Origin of the sequence: Mucilaginibacter sp. 3215 (genome assembly GCF_050433785.1) — a bacterium.
GTDB lineage: Bacteria > Bacteroidota > Bacteroidia > Sphingobacteriales > Sphingobacteriaceae > Mucilaginibacter.
The window spans coordinates 228,691-245,465 of sequence record NZ_JBNPWO010000001.1 but is presented as its reverse complement, the minus strand read 5'-3'; the positions used below and the strand labels follow the sequence as shown (position 1 = coordinate 245,465).

General features: G+C 40.6%; 8 protein-coding genes and 1 tRNA gene. 6 read left to right on the top strand and 3 right to left on the bottom strand.

Going from position 1 to position 16,775, the window contains the following annotated elements; all coding sequences use genetic code 11:
• Nucleotides 1-270 precede the first annotated feature (270 nt).
• The 5 genes from ABIC84_RS01110 to ABIC84_RS01090 all read left to right on the top strand — a co-directional run bounded on the left by ABIC84_RS01110 (nucleotide 271) and on the right by ABIC84_RS01090 (nucleotide 12,581).
• Nucleotides 271-4,356, top strand: coding sequence for a two-component regulator propeller domain-containing protein (locus ABIC84_RS01110; protein WP_429262390.1), 4,086 nt, complete (start codon nucleotides 271-273; stop codon nucleotides 4,354-4,356).
• 187 nt (nucleotides 4,357-4,543) lie between these two features.
• Nucleotides 4,544-5,377, top strand: a complete 834-nt coding sequence (locus ABIC84_RS01105; protein WP_426586574.1) for a glycoside hydrolase family 16 protein — start codon at nucleotides 4,544-4,546, stop codon at nucleotides 5,375-5,377.
• Nucleotides 5,378-5,947: 570 nt separating this feature from the next.
• Nucleotides 5,948-9,115 carry a SusC/RagA family TonB-linked outer membrane protein gene (locus ABIC84_RS01100; RefSeq protein ID WP_426586572.1) on the top strand — a complete coding sequence of 1,056 codons (3,168 nt, stop codon included), beginning with the start codon at nucleotides 5,948-5,950 and terminating at the stop codon, nucleotides 9,113-9,115.
• 16 nt (nucleotides 9,116-9,131) lie between these two features.
• Complete coding sequence (locus tag ABIC84_RS01095) at nucleotides 9,132-10,820, top strand: RagB/SusD family nutrient uptake outer membrane protein (protein WP_426586570.1); 1,689 nt, start codon at nucleotides 9,132-9,134, stop codon at nucleotides 10,818-10,820.
• A 147-nt stretch (nucleotides 10,821-10,967) separates the two neighbouring features.
• On the top strand, nucleotides 10,968-12,581 hold the full coding sequence (locus tag ABIC84_RS01090; protein WP_426586568.1) for an FG-GAP repeat domain-containing protein: 1,614 nt from the start codon (nucleotides 10,968-10,970) through the stop codon (nucleotides 12,579-12,581).
• Between the two features lie 49 nt (nucleotides 12,582-12,630).
• Here the strand turns inward: ABIC84_RS01090 and ABIC84_RS01085 are convergent, their stop codons facing one another.
• The 3 genes from ABIC84_RS01085 to ABIC84_RS01075 form a co-directional block, all read right to left on the bottom strand.
• Nucleotides 12,631-13,005: a GNAT family N-acetyltransferase gene (locus tag ABIC84_RS01085; protein ID WP_429262389.1), complete on the bottom strand. Its 375-nt coding sequence runs from the start codon at nucleotides 13,003-13,005 to the stop codon at nucleotides 12,631-12,633.
• Nucleotides 13,006-13,562: 557 nt separating this feature from the next.
• Nucleotides 13,563-13,649: transfer RNA gene (locus ABIC84_RS01080), tRNA-Ser, on the bottom strand.
• A gap of 84 nt (nucleotides 13,650-13,733) precedes the next feature.
• Entirely contained in the window at nucleotides 13,734-15,803 is a 2,070-nt protein-coding gene (locus ABIC84_RS01075) for an HD family phosphohydrolase (protein ID WP_426586561.1), read from the bottom strand.
• Between the two features lie 114 nt (nucleotides 15,804-15,917).
• On the opposite strand from ABIC84_RS01075, the gene ABIC84_RS01070 reads away from it, so the two are divergent.
• Complete coding sequence (locus ABIC84_RS01070) at nucleotides 15,918-16,775, top strand: SPFH domain-containing protein (RefSeq protein ID WP_129569798.1); 858 nt, start codon at nucleotides 15,918-15,920, stop codon at nucleotides 16,773-16,775.

Sequence of the window (16,775 nt, the reverse complement as noted above, 5' to 3'; positions counted from 1 at the left end):
GGCTGCTGATCAAAAATGCAATAATAGACTTAGAAAAAAAGGGGGTAAAGCCCTAAATTTAAGGGGGTAAAATAAATTGCCTGTAAAAATCAAGATACAGAAAACTATCTGGTAGTATAGAGCAATTAACTATAGACATATACTCAAAACAGCACCATGAACACTACCCCTGCCCTTGCTTTGTAACATTATCACTTGGATTAAAAAACAAGACACTTTTGTAAATCAATTTGATATTTTTACTTACCAATTATTAACTAATAATTTATAATGCATAGTAGGATAAATAACGTCTTAAATCCGAAAATATACTTTAGTTTCCTGTTCCTTTTCGTTTACCTAAATGTTTTTGGTTTCACAGCCGGACAGCCCGTGCAGTATCTTGGTATCGAAAACGGACTATCTAATAATGCGGTTACATCTCTCTACCAGGATCAATATGGTTTTATGTGGATGGGCACTTATGATGGCTTAAACCGATATGACAGCGATGAATTTAAAGTCTACAGAAACGAGTGGAACAACAACAAATCCCTCCCATACAATCATATAAGTGCCTTAAATGGTGTTGGTAACAAAATATTGATAGGCACACAACGCGGGCTTGTTTTTTATAATTACCCCGACTCTTATTTTTATCCGGAATATTTCCGGGAGCACAACAGCGGGCGCCGGTTAAAAATAACTTCAAATATAAATGTTATTGTAACCGATAAGGACAGTAGTATATATATAGGAACGGATGAGCTGGGGTTATTGAGATATGACAAAACCAGGAAACTTTACCTGCAAACGGGGCTTACCAACCAATATAATTATAGCGTAAAAGCATTATATCCAACCCGGGCAGGTGTTTGGGTATTTGTAAAAAACCGGGGGCTGGGTTTATATGATCCAAAATCCGGGCGTATAAATATCATGAATACTCAACTTAACAGTGCCAGTTGCCTGCTTGCAGATAAAGTGGGCAACCTTTGGATAGGCACCGAAAACGGCTTGTTTATATTTAACAGTAAAACACGAGCTATCAAGAGGTTTCACCAGGCTATTGATAAACTTACCAGCGATAACATATCCAATTTAACTCTCGACGAAAAAGGTAATATCTGGATAGCTACCGACGGTGGCGGCATCAATATTTTAAATACAGATAGTGGCAAACTCACTTTTATTACCAATGGTAACAAAGCAGGTTCATTGCGCAGCGGGGCTGTTACCGCGATTTATCATGACAGGGAATCAAGAAAGTGGATAGCAACCCTGCGCGGCGGGGTTAGCGTTGTAGACAACTTTAAAAAGCCGTTTGCACTTTTTAACAATGATCCCTTCAATAAAAACAGCGTGATCAACAATTTCATTCTTTCATTTTGTGAAGATGAAAAACATAACCTATGGATAGGCACCGATGGCGGCGGGCTTTCTTACTGGGACATAAAAAATAATTTATACACCGGTTATACTCATGCATCAACCGGTGGGGGCTTGAGTACCGATTTTATCGTGAGCATACTTAAAACCTTCGATAATAAAATATGGGTGGCTTCTTTCAACGGTGGTATTGACCAATTTAGCAAAACTACCGGCAAATTCAAGCATTACAACTGCTATAATACATTAACTCAAACAACCGATAGAAACCTATGGAAACTTTTTGAAGATTCCAGGCACCATTTATGGGCAGGTACTACCAGGGGCGGCCCATTATATCTTTATAACCGAAAAAATGACCGCTTTGAACTATTCGATGAAGACCTGGTTAACATACACGCTATATTTGAAGACAGTAATGGAAACTTATGGGCAGGTAATTACACCCGGCTCATTAAAATAGATACCGTTAAGAAGGCTCATCATTTTTTTAATGTGGGTTATGGCATCAGAACCATCGCGGCAGATAATTCAAACCATTTATGGGTTGGAACTGAGGGTGGTGGATTGCTAAAATTCAACCTTCCTGATATGAGCCGTGTGAGGTATACCAAGGTTAATGGTTTGCCGGGTAATTCAATCCTCAACATCCTTATCGACAATAAAGAAAACCTATGGTGCAGTACTTACAATGGTTTAAGCAGGTTTTCCCCGGCAAAAAATAAGTTTACAAATTATATTGTTTCTGACGGTTTGCAAAGCCTCCAATTTAATTACAACGCAGCTATCCGGCTTCAATCGGGCGATATGGCCTTTGGAGGGATTAATGGATATAACATTTTTAATCCAGACAGCATACAGGTAGCAGACCATAGGCCCGATCTTCGCATAACCGGCCTGAAAATTGACAATTCAGAAACTGATGGCTCCAGCGAATTGCTCAAAAATCAATCTGTAGCGGATCTTAAAACAATCCGGCTTAATTATGAACAGGCTGCGCTTACCATTCATTACACAGCACTCGAATATTCGTTTCCGGATAAAATTGAATATGCTTATTATCTTGAAGGATGGGATCATGGGTGGAACTATGTGGGCAAGACCAAATCTGCATATTACACTCATTTAAATGAAGGCAGTTACAGGCTAAGGGTCAAAGCTACAGACACCCGGGGAAATTGGATGCCGAAACAGATCAGTGTTAAAGTTATTGTGTTTCCGCCATGGTACAGAACATTGTGGGCCTACGTAGTATACCTGGTTATTATCTTTGGGGTAATATACCTTTATTTCCTATACCGGGTAAAACAGGCAAAGCTTAAATTTGAAATTAACCTGGCTAACTTAAAGGTTGAAAAGGAAAAAGAACTGAATGAAAAGAAGCTCGCTTTTTTTACCAATGTTTCGCACGAGTTCAGAACGCCGCTTACGCTGATCATTAATCCTATCAAAGATCTGCTGGACAAAAATAAAAGCCATTCGGACGAGCTAAATACGGTATATAGGAATGCCCGGCGCTTATTAGGATTGATAGATCACCTCCTGCTGTTCCGCAAAACTGAAAGCGAAAACGCGCAGTTAAATATAAGTGAGATAAATTTTGTGCGGGTATGCGAAGAGGTATTTTCGTGCTTTGCACATCAGGCTAAAATCAAAAACCTGAATTTTAACATTGAAACAACCAGCAGGAATATTACGGTATTTGCCGATGTCGAAAAAATAGAGATCTCATTGTTTAACCTTATTTCGAACGCGGTTAAGTTTACACCAGATTATGGCACCATCAAGATTTTTGTGGAAGAAGATGACACACATGTTTACTTTAAAATAACGGATAATGGCGTTGGTATAAATACCGAAACCGGCGATAAACTGTTTGATAAATTCTACCAGGTAAAGGATAATAATTACTTTAAAAAGGGTTTCGGTATCGGTTTGTACCTGGTTAAAGTATTTATTGATTGCCATAAGGGCACGATAAACTATTTAAATAATAAAAATGGCGGAACAACCTTTACCTTAAAGCTATCAAAAGGAATAAAACACTTTTCGGCAGAGGAGATAAATATTGTAACAGCTCCTGACTATAATTTTGTAAATGACCTTATAGATCATGGCAGTAAAGACCTGGTTGAAGAAAATACCAAATTGCAGAAGCTTGAACTGTTTAGCCAGGAAAAGCATACCCTGGTTGTTATTGACGATAATGAACAGATCAGGACATATATCAAAAAAATATTTTTTGCCGACTATTTAGTCCTTGAAGCAAAAGACGGAGCAGCGGGTCTTGAGCTGATTAAAAAATATATACCAGATCTGATCATCAGCGATATCCTAATGGACGGAATAAACGGGTTGGATTTATGTAAAATGATTATGGATGATGCGGCCATAAAGCACATCCCGGTTATTTTGCTCACCGGCGATACCACACCCGATATTATGGTTAAAAGCCTTGAACAAGGTGCAATAGACTTTTTGCGAAAACCATTTGATAAAGAATTGCTCACAGCAAGGGTTAAAAGTGTATTGAGGAATAAAACAAAACTTCAGCAATATTTTTATAAGGAGGTTACGAAGGAAAACATAGCCATTAATATTTCGCGGGAAAATAAAGACCTGCTCAACAACTGTAGTGCTGTTATTGAGCAAAATTTCAACAGCGACAATTTTGATGTTTATGCCCTTGCCGATGCAGTCGGCATTAGTTATCCAACATTATTTAAAAGGATCAAAAGCACTACCGGTCAGTCTATCAACAACTTTATCAGGTTTGTTCGCCTGCGTAAAGCCGCCGAGCTCCTGATCCAAACCAATTGTAATATCAATGAGGCGGCAATACAGGTAGGTATCAGCGATATCAAATATTTCAGGGAACAATTTCACAAACAATTCGGCGTCAATCCATCAGAATTTATCAGAAAACACCGGGCAAATTTCCAGGTCTCCTATCGCTTAAACGAGTTTGAAAAACCTCCCGTAAATTAAATATCAATGGTGCAAAGTTCGGAAAGAGAAACATCAGGCTGTCTTAAAAACAGCTGAACAGCCTGAATACAATTTTCTCTCCCCTTTAATTTATAGTTTTGTCCCTCCTTTATACTTTAAATTATGCCTTATTTTGTTTCGGACGAAATCAATAAGATCATTTAAGATTTATAATTATTTCATTATTATGATTACTAAAATAATTACTGTCCTACTGCTGATAGCAATTCCGCTTGTCGGTAAATGCCAACAGGATACGGTGGGCGGCTATAAATTGGTTTGGGCAGATGAGTTTGACGAGTACGGCTCTCCAAAGCCGGATAATTGGGCATTTGAATCCGGTTTTGTACGGAATAATGAAGATCAATGGTATCAGGAACAAAACGCAATTTGCCGTGATGGTAAACTGATCATTGAGGCGCAGCGGGTACATCTGCCTAATCCGGGATATGCGCCTAACAGTACCAACTGGAAACAGAAAAGACAATTTATAAATTATACATCGTCAAGCATTAACACAAGGGGCAAACACAGCTTCCAATACGGCCGGTTCATTATGCGCGGCCGTATAAGTACCGATGCCGGGCTATGGCCCGCTTTTTGGACCTTAGGTGTAGAAAAGCCATGGCCAGCCAACGGAGAAATTGATATTATGGAATATTACCAGAATAAGCTTTTGGCTAATATTGCCTGCGGTACAGAGGTTCCTTATAAAGCTAAATGGTATAGTAACACCAAAGCCCTCAATACTTTCAAAGCCAACTGGAGCAAAAAATTCCATACCTGGCGTATGGACTGGGATCAAAACGCTATAAACTTATATGTAGATGATCTTTTACTTAACCATGTGGACCTGAAAGATCTGGTTAACCAGGACGGCACTCAATTTAATCCCTTTATGCAGCCTCATTATATATTGCTTAACCTTGCAATAGGTGGTGATAACGGTGGCGACCCATCTGCCACAAAATTCCCTAAACGGTTTGAAGTTGATTACGTTCGGGTGTATCAAAAAAATTAAACCGCCTGATCAGTACACTTTGTTTGCTGCCCTTTTAAATTGTCATATATACATTATTCCTCACTAAAAACAGGGACATACGACCGTTTTATTTTAAAAACGTTGCATATAATGGATTTTATCCCCTTTTTTTTACAGCTTTACCCCCTTTTTTTTCAAAAAAATACCGCTTAATTGTGGCTACCAATTAACATAGACTGTCTGTTAGAACCTCTGCAAATATTATAACGGCCTGTTTGTACAGATTTTTTATTTATTAAAAGTTGCTTGCTGCCGCTGTGAAATAATATAACCTCAAATGTTTATAAAACACAGGGTTACACTATTAACGTCAGATTAAGACGGAAAGCTACCATTGTTCTTTGAGATTACTGCCTGAATTGCACCCTAAATTTAAACTGTTGTTTTAACAATTATTCTATTAACTCATTTCATAACCTAACAAAAAATTATGGCAAGACAGAAAAACTAAAAAGAAAACGGACCATGATCCATACGCATTAACTAATGCCAAGTTTTAAATTCTAATCACTCCCAATTATGCAATATTTTTTACCCGATAAAATATCTTTGAGAAGAAAATCCGGGTCAGTAGTTTTATCACTGATCCTGCTGATAGCTATGCAAACAAGCAGCTATGCAGCTACTGCCTTTAACTCTTTCAGCGGAATAAAACTTAACCGATATACAGCCGCCGTACCCATTAAAGGTAAAGTAATTGACAAAACCACCGGCGAAACCATCATTGGCGCATCTGTAAAAATCAAAGGAACCAGTACAGGTGCCGTTACCGATGTAAACGGTAGTTTTACACTTAACGCCGAACCTAATGCTGTACTGATAGTTAGCTATATAGGTTATGAACAGGCAGAGTTTCCTTTAAACGGACAAACTTCAGTAACCATCAGGTTACAGGTAAATGCAAAAAACCTGAATGAAGTTATCGTTGTAGGTTACGGTACCCAAAAGAAAACGTCCTCAACCGCAGCCGTATCTACAATTCAAACCACCGAAATTGCAAAAAAACCGGTGGTTAACTTAACCAACAGCCTTGTTGGTCGTGCCTCTGGCTTAATCATAACCCAAAGCAGTGGCGAACCAGGCTATGATGGTTCAAACATATTGATCAGGGGTATTGGATCCAATGGTGGTAGTTCGCCATTGCTTATTGTTGATGGTGTGCCGCGCGATTTCAGCCGTCTTGATCCAAATACTATCGAAAACGTATCGGTATTAAAAGATGCTGCTGCTGTTGCTCCATATGGTGTGGCGGGAGCAAACGGTGTAATCCTGGTTACTACCAAAAAGGGTAAATCAGGCAAACCAACGCTAACTTATAACGGATACTATGGTATCCAAAACCCAACCAAGGTGCCCACATTTGTAGGCTCGTATGAGTATGCGTTGCTGCGTAATGAGGCCAATGCCAATGATGGTCAGCCACCGGCATATACAGCAGATGATATTCAAAAATTCAAAGATCATTCAGATCCCGATGGGCACCCCGATGGGCACCCTTTACAGCAAATTATCCAGAAAAACCGTCCAATCACGTATCATAATGTGACACTTTCGGGAGGTACAGAAGACATCAAGTATTTCGCAGCCCTTGGATATACTCACCAGGCAGGTATGTGGAGCACCACCTATCTTGATAAATATAATGGTTCGTTAAACTTAACTGCAAACGCCACTAAAACCACAACGGTATCACTCTCTGTTAACAGTTATGTAGAAGATCAGCACTTTCCATCCCAAAGTGCTGCCACAATTATTGGGCAGGCACAACGCCAGGCGCCGACAACGCCTATTTATTACAGTAACGGGTTATGGTCCGGCTATATTGGTCAGTCGCTTATAGGCGAAATTTATCACAGCGGTTATCAATTCAATGAAAATACGGCCGTATTGTCGCAGTTTACAATTGACCAGAAGCTTCCGATCAAAGGTTTAAGCTTGAAAGGTGTGCTCAGCTATGATAATGGGCCAGATCCTTTATTCACAGGAAACCAAACCTCGTTCCAGCGTATTTATACTACCCCGATACCTTTCTATAATGTTGACGTTACTACCACCCCTTACACTTATAAACAGGGGATACAAGGTAACTCAAAGGCTACATTTTCAGAAAATTACAGCCAAAACCACACATTGACCATTCAGGGATTGTTATCTTATGCGGGTTCATTTGGCAAAAGCGATATTACCGCTTTAGGCGTTTTTGAAAGCCGCCGCGTAAAGTATCAAACATTTGGGGCCACTAAATATAACTACAACCTTGATATTGATGAATTGGATTTTGGTGGTCCGGCAGCTGCAGATGCAACCAATTTTGGTCGATCAAGCGGGCAAAAACAAATTGGTTACGTGTACAGGGTAGGTTACTCCTATGATAAAAAGTATTTGTTTGAAGCAACGGGTAGATATGACGGAAGCTACCTCTTTGCTCCAGGCCATCGTTATGGTTTCTTCCCCGCCTTTTCTGCCGGTTGGCGACTGTCTGAAGAAAAATTCATTAAAGACAATATTCTCTGGCTTGATAACTTAAAACTTAGGGCTTCCTGGGGTAAATCAGGGGCCTATCCAAGAACTAATAACAATATTCAAACCTACCAGTATCTAAACCCTTATAACCCTTATGCAAACTCCGCTGTTATTAATGGCAGTGCCACACAGGGAATCAACGAGGCGTTGCAGGGCAATCCTAATATCGGCTGGGAAAAAGCGACTAAAACAGATATTGGATTTGAAGCTACGTTATGGAAAGGTTTACTAAGCATTGAAGCCGATTACTTCTATGAAAAAAGGGGCAATATGCTTGTAAGCATTGGGAATACATTACCCGGTGAATACGGCCTCGGAGTAGGGCTTGTAAACGGCGGCATCATGAGTAATCACGGTATCGATCTGACACTGCAAAGTTCCCATAGCTTCTCAAAAGACCTGCGGTTAGATGTTACAGGTACTTTTACCTTTGCCAGGAATAAACTATTACAAGTTTATGAGACAAATGCAACAGCGAACAATCCAAACAGGAGAATAACAGGCAGGCCTTTAAATACCATATTTGGATACCAGGCGTTGGGTTATTTCAAAACAACGGATTTTAACGCAGATGGATCGCTCAAAGCCGGTTTACCAGTTCCTTCTTTCGGACCTGTTAAGGCGGGCGATATTGAATACGCTGATTTAAGCGGACCTGACGGAAAACCAGACGGCAAGATCGATGCTAACGACCAAACTGTAATAGGCCATCCTAATACGCCAGAGATCATCTATGGTTTAGAACCCAGGTTGACGTTCAAAAACTTCGATCTTGATGTTTTATTTCAGGGTTCGGGTAACAGCAACATTGTTATCAGCAACTATTTTGCTTTTCCTTTCAACGCGTCCGGTTCGGCCTCTCAATTGGTATATGACGATCATTGGACGCCTTCCACTCCCAACGCTTTATATCCAAGGGTTACCGGTACGCCCACATCAAATAACACACAAACTTCGTCCTGGTTTGTCAGAAATGATTCCTACATCAGGTTAAAGAGCTTTGAAGTTGGCTACACACTGTCAAACAAGCTATTGCGAAATAAGATCCAGTCTATAAGAATTTACGTTGCAGGGCAAAACGTCATTAACCATTTACCTCATGTAAAGGAAATTATCGACCCCGAAAATAGTGGCAATAACACCAACTACTATCAGCAGCGTGTATTTTCATTAGGTTTAAATGCCACATTTTAACTAAAATAAGAAAGCGATGAAACAGATTTTTAAAAAATACAGAGAGCTTTTTTTACTTGCTTTGCTTGTTGTAAGTATCAGTGGATGTAAAAAAGATGATTCTTTAAATGTAACAAATAAAGCATTTTTAACTGATGTAGCTACATTCAGTTCGCAGAGTAATGCAGATCTTTTTGTAAATGACATATATAATCAAATCCCCGACGTCAATAACGATTACCAGCTAACCGAACAATATGCTGATAACAGCTTTTGTGGAGCAGCCTGGGAAAACGGTCAGGCAACTGTAAGGGCAGGTTCCATTGGCCCAAGTAACGTACCTACCGGCCCCGGTAGCATGTGGAGTTGGGAAGGAAACTATAGCAAAATACGAAAATGCAATGTATTTCTACAGCAGGCTGCTTTAAATAAAGCGAAGTATACCGACGATTGGTACAAGCAGCGCGTTGCGGAGGTTACGTTTCTAAGAGCTTACTTCTACTCCCTGTTGTTCACGGCTTACGGAGGGGTGCCTATTATTACTGTCCCGCTTGATAACCGGAACGGAACTGATATTTTTACTGCCCGGGGCACTATTGATGAGACTGTTGCCTTTATTGAGGCTGATTGCGATGCCGCGGCCGCTGTTTTACCTACAAAAGCAGCACAAACCGGGAGAGCCACAAAAGGCGCCGCATTAACACTTAAGGGCTGGGTCGAGCTGTTTGCAGCCAGCCCGCTGGTAAACACGGCCAATGACGCGGGAAAATGGAGTAAAGCAGCAGCTACCAACAAATCGGTGATGGATATGGGTACTTATAGCCTGTTCAACACTTCGGCTACTTCTTATGCCGATCAGTTTCTATCGGCAAACAACTGGAATGTTGAAACGATATTTGCTCGCGGCTACGCTACCGGACCAGCAAAGGGCAGTCACCGGGAAGGTTACCTGGGCCCGGTGTATGTAAACGGTGTTCAGCAGTCATGGGGAAACCTTGCTCCAACACAGGGTCTGATTGATGATTACTCGATGGATAATGGCTTGCCTATTACAGATGCGGCTTCAGGTTATAATCCTCAAGCCCCTTACACCCATCGTGAGCAGCGTTTCTATCAGTCAATCTTATATGATGGTGCAGCATGGCAGGGAGATATAATAAAAACGCGAATAGGTGGCAGTAACCAGATAGACCTTGGCTCGTCAAGTGATATTACCAATACCGGTTATTATGCCCGCAAAACACTGGATGAAAGCATCACCGGGCAAACCAGTATCAACCTGGCGCCGAGCTTTGCCAATTACATTATTTTCCGTTACGCGGAAGTGCTGTTAAGCTATGCTGAGGCGCAAAATGAAGCGGTTGGACCAGATGCATCGGTTTATGACGCGGTTAATAAAGTAAGGACGAGATCTGCATTGCCTGCTGTAAAAGCCGGCTTAACCAAGGATCAAATGCGTGCATATATTCGTCGCGAACGCCGCATTGAGCTCGCATTTGAAGATAAACGATGGTTTGATATTCGCAGATGGCTGATAACTACCGGCACAAACGGTGTGCTTACCACGCCGGAATATGGCATGAAGATCGAAGCCGGCGGCTCAGGGCTAACGTATACCCCGGTTAAAATATTTACCAATACCTTCTTCGAGCGGCAAAACTGGATGCCAATTCCGCAAGCGGAAATTGACAAGAATAAAAAACTGGTACAAAACCCAGGATACTAAAAGATTAATACCTTTAAATACATAACCCCGGGCAAATGCCCCGGGGTTATGTATTTAAAGACAACTCTCACCGATTAATATTTTTTAGCTTTAAGCTTTGTGCATGCTGCTTTCAGCTTTGTATATTAACCGCCTTATAAAATATTCATGAATAATAAACCTGATAGTCAACGTCCTGCAAAAAATCGCAAAGTTGTAATTGTTGGTTCGATTGTTTTAGTCATGACCATCTTGGTAGTTTATTCAATATGGCATATCTCCGAAAACAAACAGGATAATGCCGGTACTGATCTACGAACTGATTACCCGATGGCAACCCTTCAAAGCATTGCCGGGGGAAAGATCTTATCTCAACGATACTGCCGCTCGTGCCATATGCTGCCCGAACCAGCCCTGCTTAACAGGTTTAAATGGAAAAATGTATTTCCGCAAATGGGTTTACGCATGGGCATTAAAGCCCACAGAGGTGAATCATACGTAGGGACAATTAAGGGCGACGATTTGATTGTGCCGGACAAGCCCGCATTAAATGAGGAACAATGGCAGGATATTATCGATTATTACATGAACACTGCCCCTATCGCCTTACCTGCACAAAACAGGCCTATGGCTATTAAACAGGAGCTTCCATTTTTTAACATCCAAAAACCACAGCAATCATTTGACGGCAAACAGGTGTTGGGCTGCTATGTAAAAATTGACAACAGCGTTAAGCCGGCCCGTGTTTTTATTGCTAACGGGCAAACAAAAAAGCTTTATCTTTTATCAGCTCAATTAAAAGTTATCGATTCGGTATCGACAACCGGCCCTGTGGTAGATCTGCTTTTTGACCATGGCAATACCATGATCTGCATCATAGGCAATGAATTAGGTGCAAACAGCGATAAACTGGGTACTATAACCCCATTGACAATTACTGCCGAAGGCAAAATGCAATTAGCCGCCCGGCCCGTTTTTGATAAGCTTGGCCGACCAGTTCAAATACTGGCGGCCGATTTGAATAACGACAACAAAACCGACTATGTTATTTGTGAATTTGGAAGTATAACCGGAGGGCTTTGCTGGATGGAAAATTTGGGTAACGGCGCTTTTGCAAAACACGTGATAAGTAATTTACCCGGAGCTATAAAAGCGTATATCGATTACCAGGACAACAAGTTGCCCGGCTTATATGTGCTTTTTGCACAGGGCGAAGAAGGCATTTTTCATTTCGAAAACAAAGGGAGCGGCAAATTTGATTCAAAGGAAATTTTAAGGTTCCCGCCGATTTATGGGTCGTCCTACTTTGAAATGGTTGACATGAACCATGACGGCTATAAAGACATAGTTTACACTTGCGGCGATAATGGGAATGCAACGCTCGTATTAAAACCATACCATGGTGTCTACATTTTTTTGAACGATGGGAAAGGCAATTACAAACAGCGGTATTTTTATCCCATAAACGGCTGCTATAAAGCCATCGCTAAAGATTTTGATAGTGACGGAAATATTGATCTTGCAACAATCAGCCTTTTTACCGATGCAAAGCAGCCCGAAGAAGGTTTTATATATTTAAAGAACACCGGTAATTTAAACTTTGTACCATATGCTTTTCCGGCCGATACAAAGTTTGAACGCGCGGTAACTCTTGACGCCGGTGATATAAACGGTGATGGAAAACCCGACCTGCTTATCGGAAATGCTTTTTTTGATTTTGGCCCCTTCAGCTATAATATCAAAGAGCCGCTTTTCTACATTTTGAAAAACGCTTCTAAGTGAAAGCAGCAACTAAATTTTCAATGCAAATGATCAGGGTTATTTGAGGGAACTATAGCTGTTTTTCAAACACCATATATATATCATTAGTACCCACATATGTAAAGCCTAACCTTTTACAAATATTTACTGCTTTGATGTTGTCAGCATTCACCTCGGTGCGGCATTTTTCAAATCCCTTCATTGTTAAATCTTTTAACGCAAATTCAACAAGCCTTCGGCCATAACCCATCCGTTTTGTAGAAGGATCAATGATCAGCATGGAGATAAATCCAACTTTATTTTCATAATCGTTGGCATAATAAGCCAAAAAACCTTGTAAAGCATCTTGTGCCATAATAGTTATGATACAAGCTTTTTCAATTAGCTTATCAATGTAACCATCCAAATCGCCTACTTCAAACAACCCGCTTTCATCGTTAATCATCAGGTTCATTAAATCATAAATTTTCGATTTTAGGTAAGAGCCCTGTTCAATCATGATTGGTTAAAATTTATTTTACTTAATTAAAATCGGTTATATCAGCCAGGTAGGCGACAAGTAACAGAGCGGATTAATACATATTAACCCTTTATCGAAATGAAATGATGCCGATATAAAGTGACTGATATTTAGATTACAAACCAATTTATAGGTATATTTTTAAAGAAACAACAAGAGTAAAATAATGGTATTAAATTGTATATCAATGAACATAACGTTTACACTATTTGTAAACCGTTTTTTTAGAGTTTCCATCGATAGTGGATAAGCCACAACATATTGCCCCTTGTTAGCCAATTTGGTTTTGACTGCCTTAGTTATCAGGATCAAATAGTTAAGAATGTAAATGAAATTGGTGAAAAGGGGCAATCAAAATGGTATTTCAATAGCTTCCATTTGTGCAAATATAAGCGTTTAATGGATGTAGGTAAACAGTATCGGCTTTTATACGAGACCTATATCAACAAAAAAGGATCGCAACTTGCGATCCTCTTGCGAAGCGGAGAGAGAGGGATTCGAACCCTCGGTACCGTTTCCAGTACGACAGTTTAGCAAACTGTTCCTTTCGGCCTCTCAGGCATCTCTCCGTTTTGTTTTTTAAACTATATCCCTTTTTTCAGGGACTGCAAATATAGCAATTCAAGTATCCCTGCAAAAAAAAATTACATTTTTTAATAATCTATTCTTACGTGATAAATACTCATTAGCATCCGCTTAAAAATGGCCTTGATTGTTTCTATATCTTTCAAAGTTATATTACTGTCTTTCAACTGGTTTTGATCAAGCTTGTATTTTACAATACGGTCTACCAGTACACTGATCGATTCTTCATCGGGCTCCTTTAATGAGCGCGAAGCGGCCTCAACCGAGTCGGCAAGCATCAAAACGGCACCTTCTTTGGTGAAAGGAATAGGACCGGGATAGCGAAAAATATTCTCGTTAATGAATTTTTCCGGGAAATTTTTCAATGACGACTGGTAAAAATAATCCACGCGGGTATTACCGTGATGCGTACGGATAAAATCAATCACCACCTCGGGCAGGTTGGACTTGCGCGCCATTTCAATACCCCTGCTCACGTGGCGGATAATGATTTGGGCACTTTCTTCATAAGGCAGCTTATCATGCGGATTAAAGCCCGAGCTTTGGTTCTCGATAAAGAACAAAGGGTTCTCCATTTTTCCTATATCATGATAAAGCGCCCCCGCCCTAACCAGCAGGGCATTGCCGCCAACTGCATAAATAGCGTTTTCGGCCAGGTTAGCTACCTGCAGCGAATGCTGGAAGGTGCCCGGAGCGTTAAAAGCCAGTTCGCGCAGCAATGGCGCATTGGTATTGGTAAGCTCAATGAGCGTAATTTCGGAAGTGATGGCAAAAACCTTCTCGAACAAATAAATAAGCGGGTAAGCCAGCAGGGTAAGCAGTACGCTAACTACAAAAGGCAAAAAGTCCATCCAGTCGATGTTCAGGAAATCACCCTCACGAATAAAGGTAATCCCCAAAAATGCCACGAAGTAGGTAAAGATAATGATCACTGCCGAGATCAGAAACTGTTCGCGGCGTACCAGGTTTTTAATACTGTAGATGGATACCATACCCGCCGTAATCTCATAATAAGCAAACTCAAAACTGTTAGGTACAAAAAAGCCGGCTATCAGCACCACCAGCAAATGGATATTAAGCGCCAAACGGGTATCAAACAATATCCGAATAATGATAGGTACTATACAATAAGGGATATAGTACAAATTAGTCGGAAACTGGAGTTTTATAGCCAGCGATAAAGTGGCCAGCATGGTAGTAATTACCAGTAATATCAAACTTACCAACCTGTTATCAGCGTAAATATCCTTACGGAAAAGATAAAGGAAAATCATGAGCAGCGATATAGCTATAGCCACCAGGAAAAACTGCCCCAAGAGCACTAAGTTCCTGTTACCGTTAACACGGGCGTTATCCTCAAAGGCTTTTTTAAATGATTCCAGCTTTTGATAAACATCGTCATTAACTACCGAGCCTTTGTAAACTATCACTTCTCCTTTTTGTACCATTCCGCGTGTTACCGAAAGGCCATCTACAACTTCCTTCTCCAGCCTTGAAGTAAGGTTATTATCATAGGCAAGATTATTTTGGAGGCGGTTACTGATCACATCGAGCAGGAAGGCTTTATCTAAATCTGTGTGCTTGCTCAGCACTTTATCACAATAAGCCTGCGCTTTTTCTTTGGTAAACAGTTCGCTGGTGTTTTTATCAGTGGCTACATTCTTATCCAGAATCCGTATGGGGTAATTTTCGGAGCTTTGCTGATATTTGGCATTGGGTTTAAAAATCCCTGTTTGGTAAATTTCGGTTAATAAATCGGTACCGACAGCAATGTACTTCGACTTGAGTTTGTCATTGATACCGGCATTGTGCCATTTAATTTCCAGGTCGGCTTTAAAACCTTCAATCTGCTGATTTTGCATCCCTGCGTCCAGCTGGTAAATCGGCGTTATGCTTTCCAGCGCCGATTTTTGATCGGCTATGATTTCCTGCGGTGTTTTTAGTATTGCGAAATTATAGGGCGATATCAGGTCTTTCTGGTTCCAGATCCTCCCCTTTTCGTGCTCGTAGCTAAATTTTGCCTGCTTCGGTAAAAAGTAAACAATAAGCACGATACTAATCAGCATCATCAAAAACTTAACATTACGGGCGTATTTGCGCAGTAAAGCCTTTTGGCGCGAAGTGGATAGTTTTGCCATTTAAATGATTAACCTGCCAAAAATAATATAAGTTTCTGTTATATGCAGTTTTTCTTGCTTTTGTAAAAATAAATTTGATATCTTTATGATATCATTTTAAAATCAAACTAAATCATGAATACTGAAAAAACCATTAACCCGCCATCCGGCTTCTCTGTGTTTATTTTGGCTATTGCTTTGTTAATTGCGGCCGTTTTCTGCTTAAGCACCGGACTGGAAGCTATCGGTTTCCTATTAATTCCGGTGAGCCTCATATTTTTACTTCCTGGCATCATCGTTGTTAATCCCAACGAATCAAAAGTGCTTACCCTTTTTGGCAAGTATGTTGGTACTGTAAAAACTGACGGCTTTTTCTGGGTTAATCCATTCACTGTTAAAAAGAAGGTATCATTGAAGGCATTTAACCTTAACGGGCAACAACTGAAAGTGAACGATAGCATTGGTAACCCTATTGAAATCGCAGCGGTTATAGTATGGCAGATAAAAGATACCGCCGCTGCCGTATTTGCGGTTGAAAATTACATTCAATATGTAAATATCCAGAGCGAAGCTGCAGTAAGGCACCTGGCCAACTCTTTCCCTTATGATAACCTGGAGGATGAAACCGCGGCTATTACCCTGCGCGGTGGTGCCGAACAGGTAAGTTCTATGCTGGAGAAGGAATTGAACGAAAGGCTTGACCGCGCCGGCATTGAGGTATTAGAAGCCCGCATCTCTCATTTGGCCTACGCTCCTGAAATTGCCCATTCCATGCTGCAGGTACAGCAGGCATCGGCCATAATAGCTGCCCGTAAGCTGATAGTTGAAGGTGCCGTTGGCATGGTTGAAATGGCACTGAACAAGCTATCCGAAAAAAACATAGTTGAACTTGACGAGGAACGCAAGGCAGCCATGGTAAGCAATCTGCTGGTTGTACTTTGCGGTGATAAAGCTGTTAACCCTGTTGTTAATACCGGTACTTTATACCATTAA

Bases quoted from the DNA above. Each gene is read 5' to 3' on its own strand.
- ABIC84_RS01110 (WP_429262390.1), top strand. From the start codon at position 271: ATGCATAGTAGGATAAATAACGTCTTAAATCCGAAAATATACTTTAGT.
- ABIC84_RS01105 (WP_426586574.1), top strand. From the start codon at position 4,544: ATGATTACTAAAATAATTACTGTCCTACTGCTGATAGCAATTCCGCTT.
- ABIC84_RS01095 (WP_426586570.1), top strand. From the start codon at position 9,132: ATGAAACAGATTTTTAAAAAATACAGAGAGCTTTTTTTACTTGCTTTG.
- ABIC84_RS01090 (WP_426586568.1), top strand. From the start codon at position 10,968: ATGAATAATAAACCTGATAGTCAACGTCCTGCAAAAAATCGCAAAGTT.
- ABIC84_RS01085 (WP_429262389.1), bottom strand. From the start codon at position 13,005: ATGATTAACGATGAAAGCGGGTTGTTTGAAGTAGGCGATTTGGATGGT.
- ABIC84_RS01075 (WP_426586561.1), bottom strand. From the start codon at position 15,803: ATGGCAAAACTATCCACTTCGCGCCAAAAGGCTTTACTGCGCAAATAC.
- ABIC84_RS01070 (WP_129569798.1), top strand. From the start codon at position 15,918: ATGAATACTGAAAAAACCATTAACCCGCCATCCGGCTTCTCTGTGTTT.